The 17,781-nt window shown below is 71.3% G+C and carries 17 protein-coding genes and 1 pseudogene; 7 read left to right on the plus strand and 11 right to left on the minus strand.

What is annotated here, in order from left to right; genetic code table 11:
* Positions 1–221: 221 nt before the first annotated feature.
* Positions 222–1,670, minus strand: a complete 1,449-nt coding sequence (locus ACWIF2_RS17055; protein ID WP_454361191.1) for a recombinase family protein — start codon at positions 1,668–1,670, stop codon at positions 222–224.
* Positions 1,671–1,696: 26 nt separating this feature from the next.
* Between ACWIF2_RS17055 and ACWIF2_RS17060 the strand changes: the two are divergent.
* Together ACWIF2_RS17060 and ACWIF2_RS17065 are read left to right on the plus strand one after the other, a co-directional pair.
* A pseudogene (locus tag ACWIF2_RS17060) lies at positions 1,697–1,819 on the plus strand (EamA family transporter); the annotation flags it as partial.
* A gap of 71 nt (positions 1,820–1,890) precedes the next feature.
* Positions 1,891–2,166 (plus strand): DUF1876 domain-containing protein, encoded by a 276-nt coding sequence (locus ACWIF2_RS17065; protein ID WP_454361192.1) that lies wholly within the window; start codon positions 1,891–1,893, stop codon positions 2,164–2,166.
* Positions 2,167–2,186: 20 nt separating this feature from the next.
* Here ACWIF2_RS17065 and ACWIF2_RS17070 read toward each other — a convergent pair whose 3' ends face one another.
* The 6 genes from ACWIF2_RS17070 to ACWIF2_RS17095 all read right to left on the minus strand — a co-directional run bounded on the left by ACWIF2_RS17070 (position 2,187) and on the right by ACWIF2_RS17095 (position 7,020).
* Positions 2,187–3,350: a serine hydrolase domain-containing protein gene (locus ACWIF2_RS17070; protein WP_454361193.1), complete on the minus strand. Its 1,164-nt coding sequence runs from the start codon at positions 3,348–3,350 to the stop codon at positions 2,187–2,189.
* A gap of 42 nt (positions 3,351–3,392) precedes the next feature.
* Positions 3,393–3,839, minus strand: coding sequence for an organic hydroperoxide resistance protein (locus ACWIF2_RS17075; RefSeq protein ID WP_382495639.1), 447 nt, complete (start codon positions 3,837–3,839; stop codon positions 3,393–3,395).
* A 105-nt stretch (positions 3,840–3,944) separates the two neighbouring features.
* Positions 3,945–4,415, minus strand: a complete 471-nt coding sequence (locus tag ACWIF2_RS17080; RefSeq protein ID WP_454361194.1) for a MarR family winged helix-turn-helix transcriptional regulator — start codon at positions 4,413–4,415, stop codon at positions 3,945–3,947.
* A gap of 10 nt (positions 4,416–4,425) precedes the next feature.
* Positions 4,426–5,193, minus strand: coding sequence for an energy-coupling factor ABC transporter ATP-binding protein (locus tag ACWIF2_RS17085; protein WP_454361195.1), 768 nt, complete (start codon positions 5,191–5,193; stop codon positions 4,426–4,428).
* On the minus strand, positions 5,181–5,942 hold the full coding sequence (gene cbiQ, locus ACWIF2_RS17090) for a cobalt ECF transporter T component CbiQ (RefSeq protein ID WP_454361196.1): 762 nt from the start codon (positions 5,940–5,942) through the stop codon (positions 5,181–5,183). Before cbiQ ends, ACWIF2_RS17085 begins: the two co-directional genes overlap by 13 nt.
* 1 nt (position 5,943) lies before the next feature.
* Positions 5,944–7,020, minus strand: coding sequence for an energy-coupling factor ABC transporter permease (locus tag ACWIF2_RS17095; protein WP_454361197.1), 1,077 nt, complete (start codon positions 7,018–7,020; stop codon positions 5,944–5,946).
* A gap of 179 nt (positions 7,021–7,199) precedes the next feature.
* Between ACWIF2_RS17095 and ACWIF2_RS17100 the strand changes: the two genes are divergently transcribed.
* Positions 7,200–7,565, plus strand: coding sequence for an SsgA family sporulation/cell division regulator (locus ACWIF2_RS17100; protein WP_454361198.1), 366 nt, complete (start codon positions 7,200–7,202; stop codon positions 7,563–7,565).
* 9 nt (positions 7,566–7,574) lie between these two features.
* Here ACWIF2_RS17100 and ACWIF2_RS17105 read toward each other — a convergent pair whose 3' ends face one another.
* The 4 genes from ACWIF2_RS17105 to ACWIF2_RS17120 all read right to left on the minus strand — a co-directional run bounded on the left by ACWIF2_RS17105 (position 7,575) and on the right by ACWIF2_RS17120 (position 13,643).
* On the minus strand, positions 7,575–9,245 hold the full coding sequence (locus ACWIF2_RS17105; RefSeq protein WP_454361199.1) for a penicillin-binding transpeptidase domain-containing protein: 1,671 nt from the start codon (positions 9,243–9,245) through the stop codon (positions 7,575–7,577).
* A gap of 97 nt (positions 9,246–9,342) precedes the next feature.
* Positions 9,343–10,974, minus strand: coding sequence for a penicillin-binding transpeptidase domain-containing protein (locus tag ACWIF2_RS17110; protein ID WP_454361200.1), 1,632 nt, complete (start codon positions 10,972–10,974; stop codon positions 9,343–9,345).
* A gap of 133 nt (positions 10,975–11,107) precedes the next feature.
* The gene (locus ACWIF2_RS17115) at positions 11,108–11,833 is read right to left on the minus strand and encodes a CPBP family intramembrane glutamic endopeptidase (RefSeq protein ID WP_454361201.1); all 726 of its coding nucleotides are present in this window, start codon (positions 11,831–11,833) and stop codon (positions 11,108–11,110) included.
* 64 nt (positions 11,834–11,897) lie between these two features.
* A complete protein-coding gene (locus ACWIF2_RS17120) occupies positions 11,898–13,643 on the minus strand; it encodes a dolichyl-phosphate-mannose--protein mannosyltransferase (RefSeq protein WP_454361202.1) in 1,746 nt (581 codons plus the stop codon).
* An 85-nt stretch (positions 13,644–13,728) separates the two neighbouring features.
* Here ACWIF2_RS17120 and rsmI point away from each other — a divergent pair, with 85 nt between their 5' ends.
* The 4 genes from rsmI to ACWIF2_RS17140 all read left to right on the plus strand — a co-directional run bounded on the left by rsmI (position 13,729) and on the right by ACWIF2_RS17140 (position 17,744).
* A complete protein-coding gene (gene rsmI, locus ACWIF2_RS17125) occupies positions 13,729–14,574 on the plus strand; it encodes a 16S rRNA (cytidine(1402)-2'-O)-methyltransferase (protein ID WP_454361203.1) in 846 nt (281 codons plus the stop codon).
* A gap of 264 nt (positions 14,575–14,838) precedes the next feature.
* Positions 14,839–15,279, plus strand: a complete 441-nt coding sequence (locus ACWIF2_RS17130) for a hypothetical protein (RefSeq protein ID WP_454361204.1) — start codon at positions 14,839–14,841, stop codon at positions 15,277–15,279.
* A gap of 79 nt (positions 15,280–15,358) precedes the next feature.
* Positions 15,359–16,240: a TatD family hydrolase gene (locus ACWIF2_RS17135; RefSeq protein WP_454361205.1), complete on the plus strand. Its 882-nt coding sequence runs from the start codon at positions 15,359–15,361 to the stop codon at positions 16,238–16,240.
* Between the two features lie 130 nt (positions 16,241–16,370).
* Positions 16,371–17,744, plus strand: a complete 1,374-nt coding sequence (locus ACWIF2_RS17140) for a ubiquitin-like domain-containing protein (protein ID WP_454361206.1) — start codon at positions 16,371–16,373, stop codon at positions 17,742–17,744.
* Positions 17,745–17,781 lie beyond the last annotated feature (37 nt).

Genomic DNA, 17,781 nt, shown 5'->3' on the forward strand with positions numbered 1-17,781 from the left:
CTTGAGCATAACGATCCCGCTTCCATGGTAAGCAGCACGGGCTCTGGCTGTGGCCGTGCTGCTCAGGGCGAGAGGGCGGCGGCACCGACGACTTGAGTCCTGCGGGCAACCTGGCTGAGGACGACAACCATGTAGCAGTCCTCTTTCAGGTTGCCCGTGGCCTGCATTCACCATGGCGCCGTGCAGGGTTCTCGGTACTCAGCTCAGAGTCGGCCGGTCCGTTAGTCCAGCGGGTTTGGCTTGATGTCCACCCGGTTGGTGTCGAACCCCCTGCCCTTTCTCGTGGGCGGACGGACGAACACGGCGGCGAACAGGAACCGGTAGATCGCGTTCATCCGTGCGTAGTCCTCCGCCTTCTCCAGCCTCTCCCAGTTCGCCTCCGCGTCCGGACCCGCGATGCCCTCCAGGACGGCCACGGGGCGCTTCACCGTCTTGCGCTGCCGCTCCTTCATCCGCTTGACGATCGGTGCACGCATCGCCTGGAAGTCAGCCGTGCTGAAGTCGTCGTCGTTGAGCCACAGCTCTTTCAGCTCCCGCAGCTTTTCGCGGTCCTTCTCGTCCGCCATGACGTCGGCCTCCGGGCGCGTGGTCGTGGCGGGCTCGTAGCCGGACGTGTCCAGCTTCGTCAGCACCTTGATCGCCACGTCCCGTACGAACTCCTCAAGCGGCCCGGCCGAGATGGAGCGGTTGCACTTCTGCTGGTCGGTGTTGTCGGAACGGGTGCACCGGTAGTAGGCGTACCGGCCGCTGTTCGTGCCGCCCATGCGGGCGCCGCATGTGCAGGTGGCGACTCCGCGCAGGAGGTAGTTCCGAATGGGGCGCCTCTTCGTGTCCTGATGCTGCTGGGCGCGGTACTCCCGGAGCCGCTGCACCTCGTCCCACTGCCCGCGGTCGATGATGGCGGGCCATGTCCCGACGGCCACTTCCTCGCCCAGGTGGAACCGCAGCCCGGCCACGAAGTGGGACGACAGCAGATGTCGAACGTTCTCGGGGTTCCACGCCTTGCCCTTCGACTTGGGGATACCCCGGGCGACGAGATCTTGAGCTATGGCGTGCGGTGACTCCCCGTCCAGGTAGCGGCGGTACACCTCGCGGACGAACTCCGCCTCCTCCTCGACGATCGCGCGGCCGTCTCCGGTGTAGCCGTACGGTCGGTTGCCCACGTGCGGCCGGCCTTCGCGGGCGTGGTCCTTCAGTGCGTCCTTGAGGCGGCGGGACGTGTCATCGGAGGAGCGGCACGCATGGGCGACCTCGATGCGGAGGATGAAGCGGTCATCGGGGTCCGAGAGATCGCGGCGGTTCGCCTCGCCGTGGAGCAGGACGCGCTTGTCGTCGGCGATGGAGAGCAGCTCTTCGAGGTCCTTGGGCTGCCGCATGAGGCGGTCGGGGTGGTAGACGATGACGTGCCGGATCTCCCCGGCCCCCATCGCCCTCAACATCGCTTCCCAACCGGGGCGCTTGCGGTCGCGCTGCCAGGCCGAGCGGTTGTTGTCGACGTAGACATGCGTCGGCTCGACGCGGAGCTGGAGGCGTTCGGCGATGTCCCGGCAGATGCGTTCCTGCCGGTCGACTCCGGTCTGGTCCTCGTCCCTGGTGTGGGAGATGCGGCAGTAGATCGCTGCGGGTTCGCCCGGTGTGATGGCGGCCCTGGCTAACTTGGGTCGGGTCATGCCAATCACTGTATGAGCAGGGTATGACATCGATCATCGTGGGCGCGGCGATCGGTGCCGTGTTCTTCAAGGAGCGGTTCGGCATTCCGAGGATCGCGGCGGCCGGACTGCTCGTCGTCGGGATCGGACTGATGCTGCACGCCGGATAGGCGGGTCGGGACGGGTGCGTCCCGTCGGTGTGAGGAGCACCCTGGAACTAGGTCTTCCGGAGGTGATCGTCATGATGCACACCCGAGCGGGATGGCACGTCGAGATGGAGTTCATGGAGGACGACCAGCACACGCGCGCGGTCGCGATGGTCCGGCTGCCCGACGGCACCGAGGTACGGGCGCACGGGGCGGCCAGCCGGCACCGGTCCGACGCCAACCAGCCCAGGGTCGGAGAGGAGATCGCCGGGGCCCGGGCGCTCAACGAACTCGCCATGCAGTTGCTGACCAAAGCCCATGAGGAGATCGACCAGGCGTCCGGGCGGGTCTCCCACCCGATCCACGTCTAGGGGCCGAGGGGCCGGGAGCGTCAGAGTCCCACGGCCTGCCGTACCGCCCGCACCAGCCCCTGCGCCCGCGGATCCGCCGTGACCGTCTTGCGGAAGCCGTTCGTGACGTAGCCGAAGGCGATCCCGGACTCCGGGTCCGCGAAGCCCAGGGCGCCGCCGCGGCCCGGGTGGCCGAAGGAGCCCGGTGCCAGGAACGGCGATGCGCTGCCGTGCAGCATGTAGCCGAGGCCGAAGCGGGTGCCGACCACCAGGACGCGGTCGGGACCCGCCGACTCCTCGGCCCGGGCCAGCTCGACCGTCTCCGGCGTGAAGAGGCGTGCGGCTCCGGCCGTGTCGCCGATCAGCGTCGCGTAGAAGCGGGCCAGTCCGTCCGCCGTCGCGATGGCGTTGGTCGCGGGCAGGGCCGCCGCGCGGTAGGCGGGGTCGTTCTGGTCCGGGAACGGGGTGATCGCCGCGAAGGCCCGGCGGGTGAGGGAGGCCGGGTCCTCGTAGGCCTCGGTGACCGAGCGCTTCGGGCGGGCGCGCAGGCCCCCGGTGGGCTCGGGGCCCTCGACGCGGCCCGCGCGTCCCACCCGGTGGGCCTCCGCCGCGGGCAGGCCCAGCCAGAGGTCCAGGCCCAGCGGGCCGGTGATCTGTGCCGCGAGCCACTCGCCCGCGCCCTGCCCGGTCACGCGCCGCACCAGTTCGTCGAGCATCCAGCCGTAGGTGAGCGCGTGGTAGCCGTGGTCGGTGCCGGGCTCCCACGCGGGGGCCTGGGCGGCGACCGCCTCGGGGCCCCGCAGCGGGTCGAGGGCCTGCTCGGGGGTGAGGGGGTGGTCCAGGACCGGCAGGCCGGCCCGGTGGTTCAGGACGTGCCGGACCAGCACCCGCTCCTTGCCCCGCGCCTTGAACTCCGGCCAGTAGTGGCCCACCGGCGCGTCCAGGTCCAGCTGTCCGCGCTGGTGCAGCAGCAGGAGTACGGCGGCGGCGACGCCCTTCGTCGCCGAGCGCACGACCTGGGCGGTGCCGTGCTCCCAGGGGGCCGTGCCGTCGATGTCCTTCGTGCCGGCCCACAGGTCGACGACCTGCCGCCCGTCCCGGTGGACGGCGACCGAGGCGCCCCGCTCGCCGAGCGTCTCGAAGTTCCGTATGAACGCTTCCCTGACCGGCTCGAAGCCCTCGGCGACCGTGCCGTTCACATCCACGTCCGTACTCCTCGTCCTGCTGCGCTGCTGCGGTGCTCCCCCTTAGCCAAGCAGGATGGTCACGTCGATGTTCCCGCGGGTCGCGTTCGAGTACGGGCAGATCTCGTGGGCCGCGTCCACCAGCCTGGTCGCGAGGTCGGGGTCGACGACCGGGAGGGAGACGCTCAGGGCGACCGCGAGGCCGTAGCCGTGCTGCGCGTTGGGGCCGATGCCCACCTTCGCGGCCACCGTGGAGCCGGTCAGGTCGTAGCCCTCGCGGTTGCCGACCAGGATCAGGGCGTTGTGGAAGCAGGAGCTGTAGCCGGCCGCGAAGAGCTGTTCCGGGTTGGTGCCGTTGCCGTCGCCGCCGAGCTGCGGGGGCATCGCGACCTTGAGGTCGATCTGGCCGTCCTGGCTGGTGACGTAGCCCTCACGGCCGCCGTGGGCGGTGGCCTCGGCGACGTACATGATCTTCGTCGGGCGGGTGTCGACGGCGGGGCCGTCAGTCATGCTGTCCTCCCCCGGAAACAAGTGCGCACAAACACATCGTGCACAAGGTACTGGCCAGTAACCGGCCCCCGCCATCAGGGGGTGGCAACCCGGGGTAACCCGCGGTCAGCGGGCCCGATCGGCGGCCGATTCCGCTTTCTCGGCCAACTGCCACAGCTCCTCGCGCAGCCGCGCGATCTCCGTGCCGTCCAGGCCCGTCGCCGTGAGCAGGGCGCCGGGCACGCACGTCGCGCGCTCCCGGAGCTCCTCCCCGCGCCCGGTCACGGCCACGAGCACCGACCGCTCGTCCCGCGCCGACCGTTCCCGCCGCAGCAGGCCCGCCGCCTCCAGCCGCTTCAGCAGCGGGGAGACCGTGCCGTAGTCGAGACGCAGGGCCGCGGCCAGTTCCTTGACCGTGGTCTCGCCGCGCTCCCAGAGGACCAGCAGCACGAGGTACTGGGGATAGGTGAGGCCGAGCCGATCGAGGAGCGGGCGGTACGCGGCCGTCACCGCGCGCTGGGCGGCGTACAGCGCGAAACACAGCTGCTCGTCCAGCAGCAGTGAGGCACTACCGCTCGGGGGCTTCTCGTTCGTCACGCGCCCATTGTCACGGACGGGCCGGAGCGGCCGGCACGGAACGCGGATCGAAGCCGAACGGCAGCTCCAGCCGGTGGGCGCGCATCAGCTCCTCATCGGAGAGCAGTTCGCCGGTCGGGCCGTCCGCGGCGATCACGCCCTCGCTGAGGACCAGGGAGCGCGGGCACAGCTCCAGGGCGTAGGGGAGGTCGTGCGTGACCATCAGGACCGTCACGTCCAGCGAGCGCAGGATGTCGGCCAGTTCGCGGCGGGAGGCGGGGTCGAGGTTGGAGGAGGGCTCGTCGAGGACGAGGATCTCCGGCTCCATCGCCAGGACCGTCGCGACGGCCACCCGGCGGCGCTGCCCGAACGAGAGATGGTGCGGCGGGCGGTCCTTGAACTTCGCCATGCCGACCCGCTCCAGCGCCCGGTCCACGCGCTCCTCCAGCTCCGGCCCCTTCAGCCCGGCCGCCGCGGGCCCGAACGCCACGTCCTCCCGGACGGTCGGCATGAAGAGCTGGTCGTCCGGGTCCTGGAAGACGATGCCGACCCGGCGCCGGATCTCGGCCATGTGCTGCTTGCCGACGGGCAGCCCGGCCACCTTCACGGTGCCGGTGCCGCCGGTCAGGATGCCGTTGAGGTGCAGCACGAGGGTCGTCTTCCCGGCGCCGTTCGGCCCGAGCAGCGCGACCCGCTCACCGCGCGCGATCGAGAAGTCGACGCCGAAGAGGGCCTGATGCCCGTCGGGATAGGCGAAGGCGAGGCCGGAGACCTCCAGAGAAGCAGTCACAGGGTCCATCCCAGCAGACAGACGACGAGGGCCGTGCCCGGGAGGGTCAGGGCGTGCGACCACTGCGTCCGGGACGCGGTCACCTCGTCGATGACCGGCATGGCACCGGCGTAGCCCCGGCTGACCATGGCCAGGTGCACGCGCTCGCCGCGTTCGTAGGAGCGGATGAACAGCGCGCCGGCGGACTTGGCGAGCACGCCCCAGTGCCGGACGCCCTTCGCCTCGAAGCCGCGGGACTCCCGGGCGATCCGCATGCGCCGCATCTCGTCGGCGATGACGTCGCCGTAGCGGATCATGAAGGACGCGATCTGCACGAGGAGCGGCGGCAGCTTGAGGCGCTGCAGTCCGAGGAGCAGTTCGCGCAGGTCGGTGGTGGCGGCGAGGAGCACGGAGGCGGCGACGCCGAGCGTGCCCTTGGCGAGCACGTTCCAGGCGCCCCACAGGCCGTTGACGCTCAGGGACAGCCCCAGGACGTCGACCCGCTCGCCCTCCGCCACGAACGGCATGAGCACCGCGAACGCCACGAACGGCACCTCGATCAGCAGCCGCCGGAGCAGAAACCCGGCGGGCACGCGCGCGACGCCGGCGACGACGCCCAGCAGCACGGCGTACCCCGCGAACGCCCACATCGCCTCGCGCGGCGTCGACACCACGACCAGCACGAAGGCGAACACGGCGGCGAGCTTGGTGTGCGGCGGCAGGGCGTGCACGGGAGAGTGCCCGTGCCGGTAGAGCTTGTGCGCGTGACCGGCACCCATGTCAGACGCCCGTGCTGCTCGACGTGTCCGAGGTGTTCGAGACGGTCGACGGGGAGGTGTCGTCCGTGCGGCGACGGCGCACCGCCCAGAAGATCCCGCTGCCCGCGGCGACCGTGACACCCACGCCGACGACGCCCGCCAGCCCCCCGGACAGCCGGGCGTCGTCGACGTCCTTGACGCCGTAGTCGGCGAGCGGGGAGTCGGCCGCGGCGTGCTCCTCGGCCTTCTTGTCGATGCCGTGGTCGGTGGCGACCTTCTCCAGGCCGTCCGGGTCGGCCGAGGCGTAGAAGCTGACGAATCCGGCCAGGAGGAGGGAGGCGACCAGGCCCGCGGCCCACACCCGGCGGTGCGATGTCCGGGCGGCGACGGGCGCGGGCTCGGCGCCGGGCGCGTCGACCAGTTCGCCGTGCACCCGCAGCTTGAGCTTCGGGGTGAGGCCGCGCGCCCCGTGGACCAGGTCCGGGCGCACGGCGAGGACCGCGCCGACGGTCAGCGCGGTGATCGCGGCTTCGCCGATGCCGATCAGGAGGTGCACGCCGACCATGGCGGTGGCGACCTTGCCGATCGACACGTCGGCGGTGCCGCCGATGGCGTACATGAGCGTGAAGGCCAGAGCGGCGGCCGGGACGGAGACGAGGGCGGCGACGAAGGAGGCCGCGGTGATCGACCGGCGGGTGCGGGGGAGCACCTTCACCAGGCCGCGGAAGAGGGCGTAGGCGACGACCGTCGTGACGATCGCCATGTTGGTGATGTTCACGCCGAGCGCGGTCAGGCCGCCGTCCGCGAAGAGCAGACCCTGCATCAGCAGGACGACGGAGACGCACAGGACCCCTGTGTAGGGGCCTACCAGGATCGCGGCGAGCGCGCCTCCCAGCAGATGGCCGCTGGTCCCGGCCGCCACGGGGAAGTTGAGCATCTGCACCGCGAAGATGAACGCCGCCACGAGGCCGGCCAGCGGGGCGGTGCGCTCGTCGAGTTCGCGCCGCGCGCCGCGCAGGCTCACGGCGACGGCGCCCGCGGCGATCACACCGGTGGCGGCGGAGGTGGGGGCGTCGATGAATCCGTCAGGTACATGCACGCTTCGATGATGTGGCTTGATGCGAACGCTTTGCAAGAGCGTGACGCTTGTCTTATCTCACCCGCGATCTCGCCGCCAGGTGTCCGGGCCCCGAGGGCGCAATCCGGAAAATATGCGACATTGGAGATAAGTGGACGCACAGTCTCCACACAGCTGACGCACGGTGAAGGGGCCGTCCGATGTCCGTAGTCGAGCAGTACGCGCGAGCCCACATCGTCACGGACGCGGCCGTCCCGTTGATCGATGAGCTGGAGGCGGTTCCGGTCACTCTGCGGTACGACCCCGACCGGGATCCCCGGGTGGTGGGCATCAAGCTTCCGGGGCCCGGGGCGAGCGAGTGGACCTTCGGCCGTGAGCTCCTGGAAGAGGGGCTGCGGGCCCCCGTGGGCAGCGGCGAGGTGCGGGTGTGGCCGTGCGGCCGGGTGCAGGCCGTGGTGGAGTTCCACTCCGCGCAGGGAGTGCTGGTGGTGCAGTTCGAACGGCAGGCGCTGCTGCGGTTCCTGCGGCGGACCTACATGGCCGCCGCGGAACCGGTCACCCACTGACCTTTCGGGTCAGCCGCCCGCCTTCAGCAGCGCCGCCACGATCGGCCCGGCCGTCTCGCCGCCGTGCCCGCCCTGCTGGACGACGCCCGCGGCCGCCAGATCACCCCGGTAGGCGGTGAACCAGCCGTTCGGCTTCTTCTGCCCGTCGACCTCGGCCGACCCGGTCTTGGCGCCGACGTCGCCACTGACCCCGGACATCGCCTCCGCCGCCGTCCCGGCCGCGGCCGTGTACGACATCAGCTCACGCAGCTGGGAGGCCGTGCCCGCCGGCATCGGGCGCGAGGCCTTGGCGAGCTTGCGCCCGTCCACGTCCGGGGAGACCAGGTACGGCTGGTGGAAAGTGCCGGTCTTGACCGTCGCCGACACCGACGCCATGTTCAGCGGGTTCATCCGGACCCCGCCCTGCCCGATCAGCGAGGCCCCCATCTGGGCCGCCGACTGCACCGGCACGGCGCCGTCGAAGGACGGCACCCCGATCGCCCAGTTGTTCATCCCCAGACCGAAGACCTGCTGGGCCTCCTTGGTCAGGTCGTCGTCCTTGAGCTTCGGCGCCTGGCTGATGAAGGCCGTGTTGCAGGAGCGGGCGAAGCTCGCCTTGAACGTGCCGTCCTTGATCTCGAACTTGTCGTCGTTCTGGAACTTCCAGTGCCCGTACGTGAAGTACTTCGGGCACGGGTGCTTCTTGTCCGCCGAGGCCAGACCCTTGTCCAGCAGCAGCGAGGCGGTGATGACCTTCATCGTGGAGCCGGGCGCGAGCGAGCCCTGGAAGGCCGTGTTGAAGCCGGGCGAGGCGTTGGCGGCGGCCAGGATCTCGCCGGTCGAGGCCCGCATGACGGCCACCGACGACTTGGCCTTCTTCGCGACCTGCTTCTCGGCCGCCGCCTGCAGGGCGGGGTCCAGCGTGGTCTTCACCGTGCCGGGCGTGCCCTTGCTCAGCTCCAGCAGGGTCTTGTCGGAGAGGTCGTCCGACTTGGCGGACTTCCCGCGCACCACCCGCAGCTCGATGCCGGCCTTGCCGCCGGCCTCCTTGCCGTACTTCTCGCGCAGGCCGTCCAGCACCGGGCCGAGCGAGACGTACTTCTGCTTGGTCAGCTCGCCCCCGTCCCGGTCGAGCGCCTTGACCGGGGGCGTGCCGGCCTCGCCGGTGACCAGCTTGTCGCCGTCCTTCAGATCCGGGTGGACGACCGCCGAGTGCCAGTCCACCAGCGGCTTTCCGTCGCTGGTGCGGCGGACGACGGTCAGCGCGCTCTCGTAGGCCAGCGGCTTCTCGGTGTCCTTGTAGGCCACGGTGCCCTTGACGGAGAACGGCACCTTGTCACCGGTGGGCTTGCCCGGGGTGAGGGTGACGTCCTTGATCCGGGCGTCCTTGGTGTAGCCGGTGAGCAGGGCCGTCGCCGCGGCCGCCTCGTCTGTGGCAGCGGCGGCCCGCGGGACCTTCCCGGACTGCCAGGCGGTGAGGAAGGCACGGGCGGTGGTGGTGACCTCGGCCGCCGACAGCGGCCCGGTCTTCACCTCGGGCTTCTCGTCCGATGATGCCCGGGTCCCGTCGTCGGCGGCCGCGCCGCCGCCGAACAGCGCGTAGGCGCCGAACCCGGCACCACCGACGACCACGGCGATCACCCCGCCGATCACGGCGGGTCTCGTCTTCCGTCGCTCGGCGACGCGCCTTCTGTTGCCCACTGCTAGTCCGTTCCTCCGCGAATCCCCAGGGTCCCCGATGCCCTCAGCTGTCCCAACGACGCCCACCACCCTAGGGTCCCGTCCTGCGTGGGTGAGATCAGCCACCCGTTCGTAGCACGGCTGCGACAATCGGCCCGGCCGCGTCGCCGCCGTGACCGCCCTCCTCGGTCATGGCCGCCGCCGCGATGTCGCCCCGGAATCCGGTGAACCAGCTGTTGGACTTGGCGTTGCCGTCGACCTCGGCGGAACCGGTCTTGGCGCCGATGTCGCCGCCCAGTCCCCGCATGGCCGCCACGGCGGTGCCCTGCGTGGCGGTGAGCCGCATCATCTGCTTGAGCTGGGCGGCGGTGCTCGCCCGCAGGCCCTCGGCCCGCGCGAGCTCCCTGCCGTCCAGTTCCGGCGAGACGAGGTAGGGCTGGCGGAAGCTGCCGGTGATCGCCGTCGCGGTCACCGAGGCCATGTTCAACGGGCTCATCTGGACCTGGCCCTGCCCGATCGCGCCGGCCGCCCGGTCCGGTCCTTCGACCGCGGGGACACTGCCGTCGAAGGAGACGATGCCGGTCTTCCAGTTGTCCTGCCCGAGCCCGAAGCGCCGCTCGGCCTCCTGCGTCAGCGAGCCGTCCGTGAGCGGCTTCTCGTCGATGAGCTTGATGAATGCGGTGTTGCAGGACCGCGTGAAGCTGTTGGCGAGCGTGGCGTTCTCGTTGGGCTTCATGCCGGTGAGGTTCTTGAAGGTCTGGCTCTGCCACACCGCGGTGTCCGGGCAGGGCGCCGGGCCGTTCATCGAGGTCACGCCGTTGTCGATGAGCATCGCCGCGGTGACGATCTTCATGGTGGAGCCGGGGGCCGCCTGCGCCTCGAAGGCCGCGTTGAAGCCGTCCGTACGGTTGTTGGCCACCGCCAGGACCTCGCCGGTGCTGGGCTTGACGGCCACCACCGACGACTGGGCGAACCGCTTGACCGCCTTCTCGGCCGCCCCCTGTGCGCCCGGGCTGATGGTGGTGGCGAGCTTGCCCGGCTTGCCCTTGGCGAGGGTGAGCAGCGGGGTGTCGGCGACGCCCTCGCCGGCGTGCCGGATCACCAGCTCGACGCCGGGGGTGCCGCCGGCCTCCTCGCCGTACTTGGCGCGCAGGGCGTCCAGGACCGGGCCGAGGGAGGGGTACTTCTCCTTCGTCAGCTCGGTGCCGTCACGGCCGACGGCGTCGATCGGCGGATTGGCCGACTTCTCCGTGACGAGCGTGTCGTCCTTCTTCAGCCCGGGGTGGACCACGGCGGGCTGCCAGTCGACCAGGGCCCGCCCGGTGGTCAGCCCGCGCACGACCTTCAGCTCGCTCTTGTAGCCGAGCGGCTCGGACTTCCCGTCGTAGGCCACCTTCGCCTTCACCGTGTACGGCACGGTGGTCCCGCGCGCCGTACCGGGCGTGATCTTCACATCGGTGATGTGCGCGTCGTCCCCGAAGGCGGTGAGCAGCCGCTCGGCGGCCGCGTCGTTGTTCGTGTACGACGCCGCCCGCGCGGCCTCGCCCTTCTCCCACGCCGCGAAGAACTTGGCGGTGGTCGCCTCGACCTCGTCCTTGTCGGGCGGCCCCGACTTCTTCTCCTCGGCCACCCCGCTCGTGCCCCCGTCGCCGGTCAGCGCGCTCACGATATTGAAGGCGCCGTACCCGGCCCCACCCACCATCACCGCGAACACGCCGCCTATGACAGCGACCTTGACCCCTTTGGCCATCAGGCCGTCCCCTCCCCGTTGAGCCCTCCACACGCTCCTTTGAACGTGTTCAGAAAGCTCGATCCCGGGAGCACTCTATGGGGAAGCGGTTACCACAGTGACAGGCGTTTTCGATTCTTGACCGAAACGTAGGTCAGACCCAGGTATCCAGCCACATCCGCGACCGCCAGCCCTCGCCCCTCCACCGAGGGAGCGTCCAGGCCAGCGCGTAGCCGAAGCCGTTGAGGGCCCAGTGCAGTGCCGCGGGCGCCAGCAGACTTCCGGACCGGCGCCGCAGTTCGCACAGGCCGACCCCGGCTGCGGTCGTGGCGACGACGGCGGCCGCGACCGACAGCGCGGTGCCTGCCGGTCCCGTGCCGAGGAAGGCTACGGCCTCGTTGGCCCGGCTCAGCCCGCGCGACGGAAGCACGTGCCAGAGCCCGAACAGCAACGACGACACAGCCGTGGCCCAGGCCGTACCGCGCCGACGCCGCACCATGGCCCACAGGACACCGCGGAAGGCGATCTCCTCCAGCAGCACGGTGCCTACCGGCACCCGGATCAGCACCCGCCACAGCAGCTGCCCCAGGGTCAGGCCCGCGGCGCGCTCGTCCTCGAACGCCTCCCTGGTGGCCGGCAGGGCAAACCCGACCAGGAAGACGGCAAGAACCGCGCCCACCAGGACCAATGCCCACCGCAGCCCCTGGTGCAGGGCAACCGTGTCGAGCCCGAGGTCGGCGCGGGTGAGACCGTCCCACCGGGCGATCAGCAGCAGCGCGGCAGCCGCGACCACGCAAGTGAGTACGTAGGCACCGGGCGCGAGCCAGTTGTTGAGCAGGTTCGCGCCCACCAGGACGGCGAGGACACAGAACATCCGCATGGTGTCACCAGCATCTCGCAACCCGCCCCACGAGCCGCGGAACGAGCCCTACGGCTGAGGAGTACTAGACCCAGGTATCCAGCCACATCCGCGACCGCCACTCGTCGATGGGGATGGTCGTGCCCGTGTACAGCGGCCAGAAGTAGATGAAGTTCCAGGCGATCAGCAGGACCAGGACGCCCGCGCCCGTGGCGCCCGCGACGCGGCGGGTGTCGGAGGAGCGGGGCGGTCCGACGATCGCGCCGAGGAGCATCGCCACCGCCAGGCACAGGAACGGCAGGAAGACGACGGCGTAGAAGAAGAAGATCGTGCGTTCCTGGTACATGAACCAGGGCAGATAGCCGGCCGCGATGCCGCAGGCGATGGCGCCCGCGCGCCAGTCACGGCGGAACAGCCAGCGCCACAGGACGTAGAGGACCGCGAAGCAGGCGACCCACCACAGCAGCGGTGTGCCGAGGGCGAGCACCTCGCTGGCGCACTTGCCGCCCGCGTCGGACGGGCAGCCGCCCTTGCCCGGCGCCGGGGACTCGTAGAAGTACGACACCGGGCGGCCGAGGACGAGCCAGCTCCACGGGTTGGACTGGTACGTGTGCGGCGAGGACAGACCGACGTGGAACTCGTACACCTGGTGCTCGTAGTGCCACAGGCTGCGCAGCCAGTCGGGCAGGAAGGTCCAGCTGCCGCCCTTGCCGCTCGTCGCGGCCCAGTTGCGGTAGTAGCCGCCGGAGCCGTCGGTGGCGGAGAAGATCCAGCCGGTCCAGGCCAGGACGTAGGTGACGACGGCGACCGGGACCGTGGCGAGGAACGCGAGGCCCGTGTCGCGCCTGAGGACCGCCGAGTACGGGTGCCGGGCGCCGGCCACCCGGCGCGAGGCGACGTCCCACAGGACCGCCATCAGGCAGAACGCGGCCAGGATGTAGAGGCCGTTCCACTTCGTGCCGATGGCCAGACCCAGCATCAGACCCGCCGCCCAGCGCCACGGGCGCCATCCCAGGCGGGTCGTTTCGGCTGTGTGCCGGTCGGGCCGGGCCCGGCCGTCGGCATCCACCGGGAGCGCGGCGGCGAGCTTCGCGCGAGCCTTGTCGCGGTCGACGAGCAGACAGCCGAACGCGGCCAGCACGAAGAACATCAGCACGCCGTCGAGCAGCGCCGTGCGGCTCATCACGAAGTGCAGGCCGTCCACCGCCATCAGCGCGCCCGCCAGACAGCCCAGGAAGGTGGAGCGGAACAGCCGGCGGCCGATCCGGCACAGCATCAGCACGGACAGCGTGCCGAGCAGCGCCGTCATGAAGCGCCAGCCGAAGGGGTCGAAGCCGAACAGCAGCTCGCCGATCCCGATGACGTACTTGCCGACCGGCGGGTGCACGACGTACGCCGCGTCCGTCGGGATCGTGACGTGCCCGCCCGACAGGATCAGATCGTTTGCGTTCTTGTCCCAGTTGACCTCGAACCCGCGGTGGACCAGACCCCACGCGTCCTTGGCGTAGTACGTCTCGTCGAATATCACCGCCTTGGGGTTGCCCAGGTTCCAGAACCGCAGCACGCCCGCCAGCAGCGTCACGAGCAGCGGGCCGATCCAGGCCGACCAGCGCACCAGCCGTCCCGCCAGGGCGTGCGGGACGCCGAGCGCCGCCCACAGCCGCGGGCTGGGCTCGGTGTACGGCGGCACCAGGCGGTCACGGACGTCGCGGGCGTCGCTTCTGGGCTGCCCCTGGTAGCCGAAGCGGCGCAGCCGCTGCTGCCAGGACGGCCGCTGCTCGAGCGGCGCCTGGCCCTGCCGGGTGTCCGTGGAGGACGCGGTACTGGTCACCGCGCCATCGTAGGGAACCGTTCTGTGTGAGTCCCGTGCATGGCCGGTATGCGTCCGCATCCTCCGCCCCTGGGAGGATGGTGAGGTGACTGGAATCCTCGTACTCGCAGGCACCCCCATCGGCGACATCGCGGACGCCCCGCCCCGGCTCGCCGACGAATTGGCCGGAGCCGATGTCGTCGCCGCCGAGGACACACGGCGGCTGCGGCGGCTCACCCAGGCACTGGGGGTCACGCCCAAGGGGCGAGTGGTGTCGTACTTCGAGGGCAACGAGGCCGCGCGGACGCCCGAACTGGTCGAGGAGCTGGCAGGCGGGGCGCGAGTGCTGTTGGTCACGGACGCGGGGATGCCGTCGGTGTCGGACCCGGGGTACCGGCTGGTCGCGGCCGCCGTCGAGCAGGACATACGGGTCACCGCCGTGCCCGGGCCGTCCGCCGTGCTCACCGCGCTCGCGCTGTCGGGGCTGCCCGTCGACCGGTTCTGCTTCGAGGGGTTCCTGCCGCGCAAGGCGGGGGAGCGGCTGGGGCGGCTGCGGGAGGTGGCCGGGGAGCGGCGCACCCTCGTCTACTTCGAGGCTCCGCACCGGCTCGACGACACGCTGGCGGCGATGGCCGAGGTGTTCGGCGCGGAACGGCGGGCCGCGGTGTGCCGGGAGCTGACCAAGACGTACGAGGAGGTCCGGCGGGGCGGGCTGGGGGAGCTCGCCGCGTGGGCCGCGGACGGGGTGCGCGGGGAGATCACCGTGGTGGTGGAGGGGGCGCCGGCGCCAGGGGCAGAGGATGTCGGGCCCGAGGTGCTGGTGCGGCGGGTCCGGGTGCGGGAGGAAGCGGGGGAGCGGCGCAAGGAGGCCATCGCGGCGGTGGCGCAGGAGGCGGGCGTGCCCAAGAGGGTCGTATTCGATGCTGTGGTGGCTGCGAAGAATGCCGGCTGACCGTCGTGTGTGGTTGCTCGTTCGCAGTTCCCCGCGCCCCTGACGGGGCGCTTCCCCAAGGGGGGCGTAAACACCCTCTGAGCAGGGCGCATGTCGGATGAGCGCGCGCCCCATGCGTGGGCAAAGCAGGACGGGGTCTGGGGCAAGGAACGCCCAAATCGGCGCCAATAGTCGACAGGTCTGCTGCCTTCGGTCCGGCTGAGGAGTCCACTGGGTTGCGGGGACGGCATCGTCCTCACGCCACAGCGGACAACAGGAGCTGGCATGAGTGAGATCGCAGGGCAGACCGGGCTCCGCGCCGGTGCGACCGCAGTCGTCAACGAGTCGTACTCCTTCGCCTGCATGCGCTGCGGGCACGGCTGGGAGCAGTCGTACGAGATAGAGCACCACACGGACGCCGCCGGGCACGAGTTCGTCCTCTACGTGGCGGACGGCAAGGTCGTGCCCTCACCCCTGTCCAAGCCCACGTGCCAGAACTGCGACGGCCACGTCGTACGGATCATGCGGCCCGGGCGGGTCGAGTCGGCGCGCAACGCCGCGCGCAGGCCCCACCGCGTGCCGCCGCCCGGCGGTCCGGCGGAGGCGCCGGAGACGGGCGCCGGGGACAGTGGCGAGGACAGTGGAGCGGACGGGCGGGTGGAGCCCGAGCACCACCACTGGCAGCTGTCCGATCTGCTCCACCCCTTCCAGCGCAAGGCGAGCTGACCCGTCCGGCTCCCCTTGTCGACGCCCTCCCCGGTCCTCCCCCATCGGGGAGGGCGTGCCCCTTTCGTAGGATCGGGGCATGCCTTCGAACGACTCCGGCAAGCACGCCGCGCCCCCGCTCCCGGAACCCCTCCGGGTGCCGGTCGCCGACTCCCACACCCACCTGGACATGCAGTCCGGCACGGTCGAGGAGGCGCTGGCGAAGGCGGCCTCGGTCGGAGTGACGACGGTCGTGCAGGTCGGCTGCGACCTCAAGGGGTCGCGGTGGGCAGCTGACACGGCAGCCGCGTACGACGCCGTCCACGCGACGGTCGCCCTGCATCCGAACGAGGCCCCGCGCATCGTGCACGGCGACCCCGACGGCTGGTCCAGGCAGGGCGCGCGCGAGCCGGGCGGACAGGCCGCGCTGGACGAGGCGCTCGCCGAGATCGACCGGCTGGCCGGGCTCGAGCAGGTCAAGGGCGTCGGTGAGACGGGCCTCGACTACTTCCGCACCGGGCCCGAGGGCAAGGAAGCGCAGGAGAGGTCCTTCCGCGCCCACATCGAGATCGCCAAGCGGCACGGCAAGGCCCTGGTCATCCACGACCGCGAGGCCCACGCCGACGTCCTGCGCGTGCTGAAGGAGGAGGGCGCCCCCGAGCGGACCGTCTTCCACTGCTACTCCGGCGACGCCGAGATGGCTCAGATCTGCGCGAGCGCGGGCTACTTCATGTCCTTCGCCGGCAACGTCACCTTCAAGAACGCCCAGAACCTGCGGGACGCGGTGGCGGTGGCCCCGCCGGAGCTGCTGCTGGTGGAGACGGACGCGCCCTTCCTCACACCGGCGCCGTACCGCGGACGGCCCAACGCCCCCTACCTCGTGCCGATCACGGTGCGGGCCATGGCCGAGGTGCGCGGCGTCGACGAGGACACGCTGGCCACGGCACTCGCCGCGAACACGGCACGCGCCTTCGGCTACTGAACCCGCTCACCACCTCACCGCACGACTGTGCGTAGTCGCGTCGCTTTGGAGAGTGACGGCCGCTCCGCTAGGTTCTGGGGGCCCGATCCGGACCCCTCTGGACCCCCTCCGGCCCCTGGAGCGTGTCGGCGTGAGCAACTCGCAGTACGAGACGTATGGCCCGGCCTATGCGGAGCCGGTGCATGGCGGTTTCGACGGTGTCTACGAGGACACCTACCGGCCTGCCTACGAGGTGCCGCCGCCCCGGCAGGTCGCCCCGGTGGACGCACCGGCGCCGGTCCCGCGCCCCACGCGCGCGGAGTCGCGGGCCGAATCACGTGCCGAAGCCCGCGCCGGTTCGCGCGCCGCCGCGCGCACCGGCTCACATCGCAGGTCCGCGCGCCGACGCAAGGCGCGGTACGCCGAGCGCCCGGACGGCTCCATGCGACGGCTGCTCCCGCAGGCCCTGGTCGTCGCCTTCCTGGCGGGCGGCACCACGGCCTTCGTCGCCAAGGACAAGGCGATCGAGCTGAACGTCGATGGCAAGGCACGCACCCTGCACACCTTCGCCGACGACGTCACCGAGCTGCTCTCGGAGGAGGGTGTCGAGGTCGGCGCCCACGACGTGGTGGCGCCCGGGCCCGGCACGGAGATCGCCAGCGGCGACGAGGTCGCCGTGCACTACGCCCGTCCCGTGCGGCTCACCCTCGACGGGCACCGGCGCGAGGTGTGGACGACGGCCCACACGGTGGCGGGGGCGCTCAGAGAGCTGGGGGTGCGCCAGGAGGGCGCGTACCTGTCCACCTCGCGCTCCCGGCAGATCGGCCGTGAGGGACTCGCGCTGGACGTGCGGACCGAGCGCACGGTCACGATCATGGCGGACGGCCGGGCCCGCACCGTCCGCACCAACGCGGCGACCGTGCGGGAGGCCGTGGACGAGGCCGGGATCACCCTGCGCGGCCAGGACACCACGTCCGTCCCGCAGGGGAGCTTCCCGCGCGACGGGCAGACCGTCACGGTGCTGCGGATCACCGGCGGCAAGGAGGTCCGCGAGGAGCCGATCCCCTTCCAGGTACGGCGCAGCGAGGACCCGACCCTGTTCCAGGGCACGGAGGTCGTGGAGCGCGCCGGCGAGGCGGGCCTGCGCCGGGTCACGTACTCCCTGCGCACCGTCAACGGCGTCAAGCAGAAGCCGCGCCGGATCAGGGCCGAGGTGGTGCGCGAGCCGCGCCCGCAGGTGGTGAAGGTCGGCACGAAGCCCCGGCCGACGTCCGTGCAGGGCGCCGACCACCTGAACTGGCAGGGACTCGCGGCCTGCGAGTCCGGCGGCCGCCCCGACGCGGTCGACTCCTCGGGCACCTACGGCGGCCTCTACCAGTTCGACACCCACACCTGGCAGTCCCTCGGCGGCAGCGGCCGCCCTCAGGACGCCCCGGCGGCGGAACAGACGTACCGCGCGAAGAAGCTGTATGTGAGGCGGGGGGCGAGTCCTTGGCCGCACTGCGGGGGGCGGTTGCACGGGTAGGGGCGGTCGCCCGGCGTGGCCGCGTTCGAACCCCCCG

This window comes from Streptomyces sp. NPDC055506, from assembly GCF_053643595.1.

Excerpts from the sequence above, each read along its gene's own strand:
- cbiQ (WP_454361196.1), bottom strand. The coding sequence starts at position 5,942 with ATGGGTGCCGGTCACGCGCACAAGCTCTACCGGCACGGGCACTCTCCC.
- ACWIF2_RS17065 (WP_454361192.1), top strand. The coding sequence starts at position 1,891 with ATGATGCACACCCGAGCGGGATGGCACGTCGAGATGGAGTTCATGGAG.
- ACWIF2_RS17130 (WP_454361204.1), top strand. The coding sequence starts at position 14,839 with ATGAGTGAGATCGCAGGGCAGACCGGGCTCCGCGCCGGTGCGACCGCA.
- ACWIF2_RS17085 (WP_454361195.1), bottom strand. The coding sequence starts at position 5,193 with ATGGACCCTGTGACTGCTTCTCTGGAGGTCTCCGGCCTCGCCTTCGCC.
- ACWIF2_RS17110 (WP_454361200.1), bottom strand. The coding sequence starts at position 10,974 with ATGGCCAAAGGGGTCAAGGTCGCTGTCATAGGCGGCGTGTTCGCGGTG.
- ACWIF2_RS17115 (WP_454361201.1), bottom strand. The coding sequence starts at position 11,833 with ATGCGGATGTTCTGTGTCCTCGCCGTCCTGGTGGGCGCGAACCTGCTC.
- ACWIF2_RS17135 (WP_454361205.1), top strand. The coding sequence starts at position 15,359 with ATGCCTTCGAACGACTCCGGCAAGCACGCCGCGCCCCCGCTCCCGGAA.
- ACWIF2_RS17100 (WP_454361198.1), top strand. The coding sequence starts at position 7,200 with ATGTCCGTAGTCGAGCAGTACGCGCGAGCCCACATCGTCACGGACGCG.
- ACWIF2_RS17075 (WP_382495639.1), bottom strand. The coding sequence starts at position 3,839 with ATGACTGACGGCCCCGCCGTCGACACCCGCCCGACGAAGATCATGTAC.
- ACWIF2_RS17055 (WP_454361191.1), bottom strand. The coding sequence starts at position 1,670 with ATGACCCGACCCAAGTTAGCCAGGGCCGCCATCACACCGGGCGAACCC.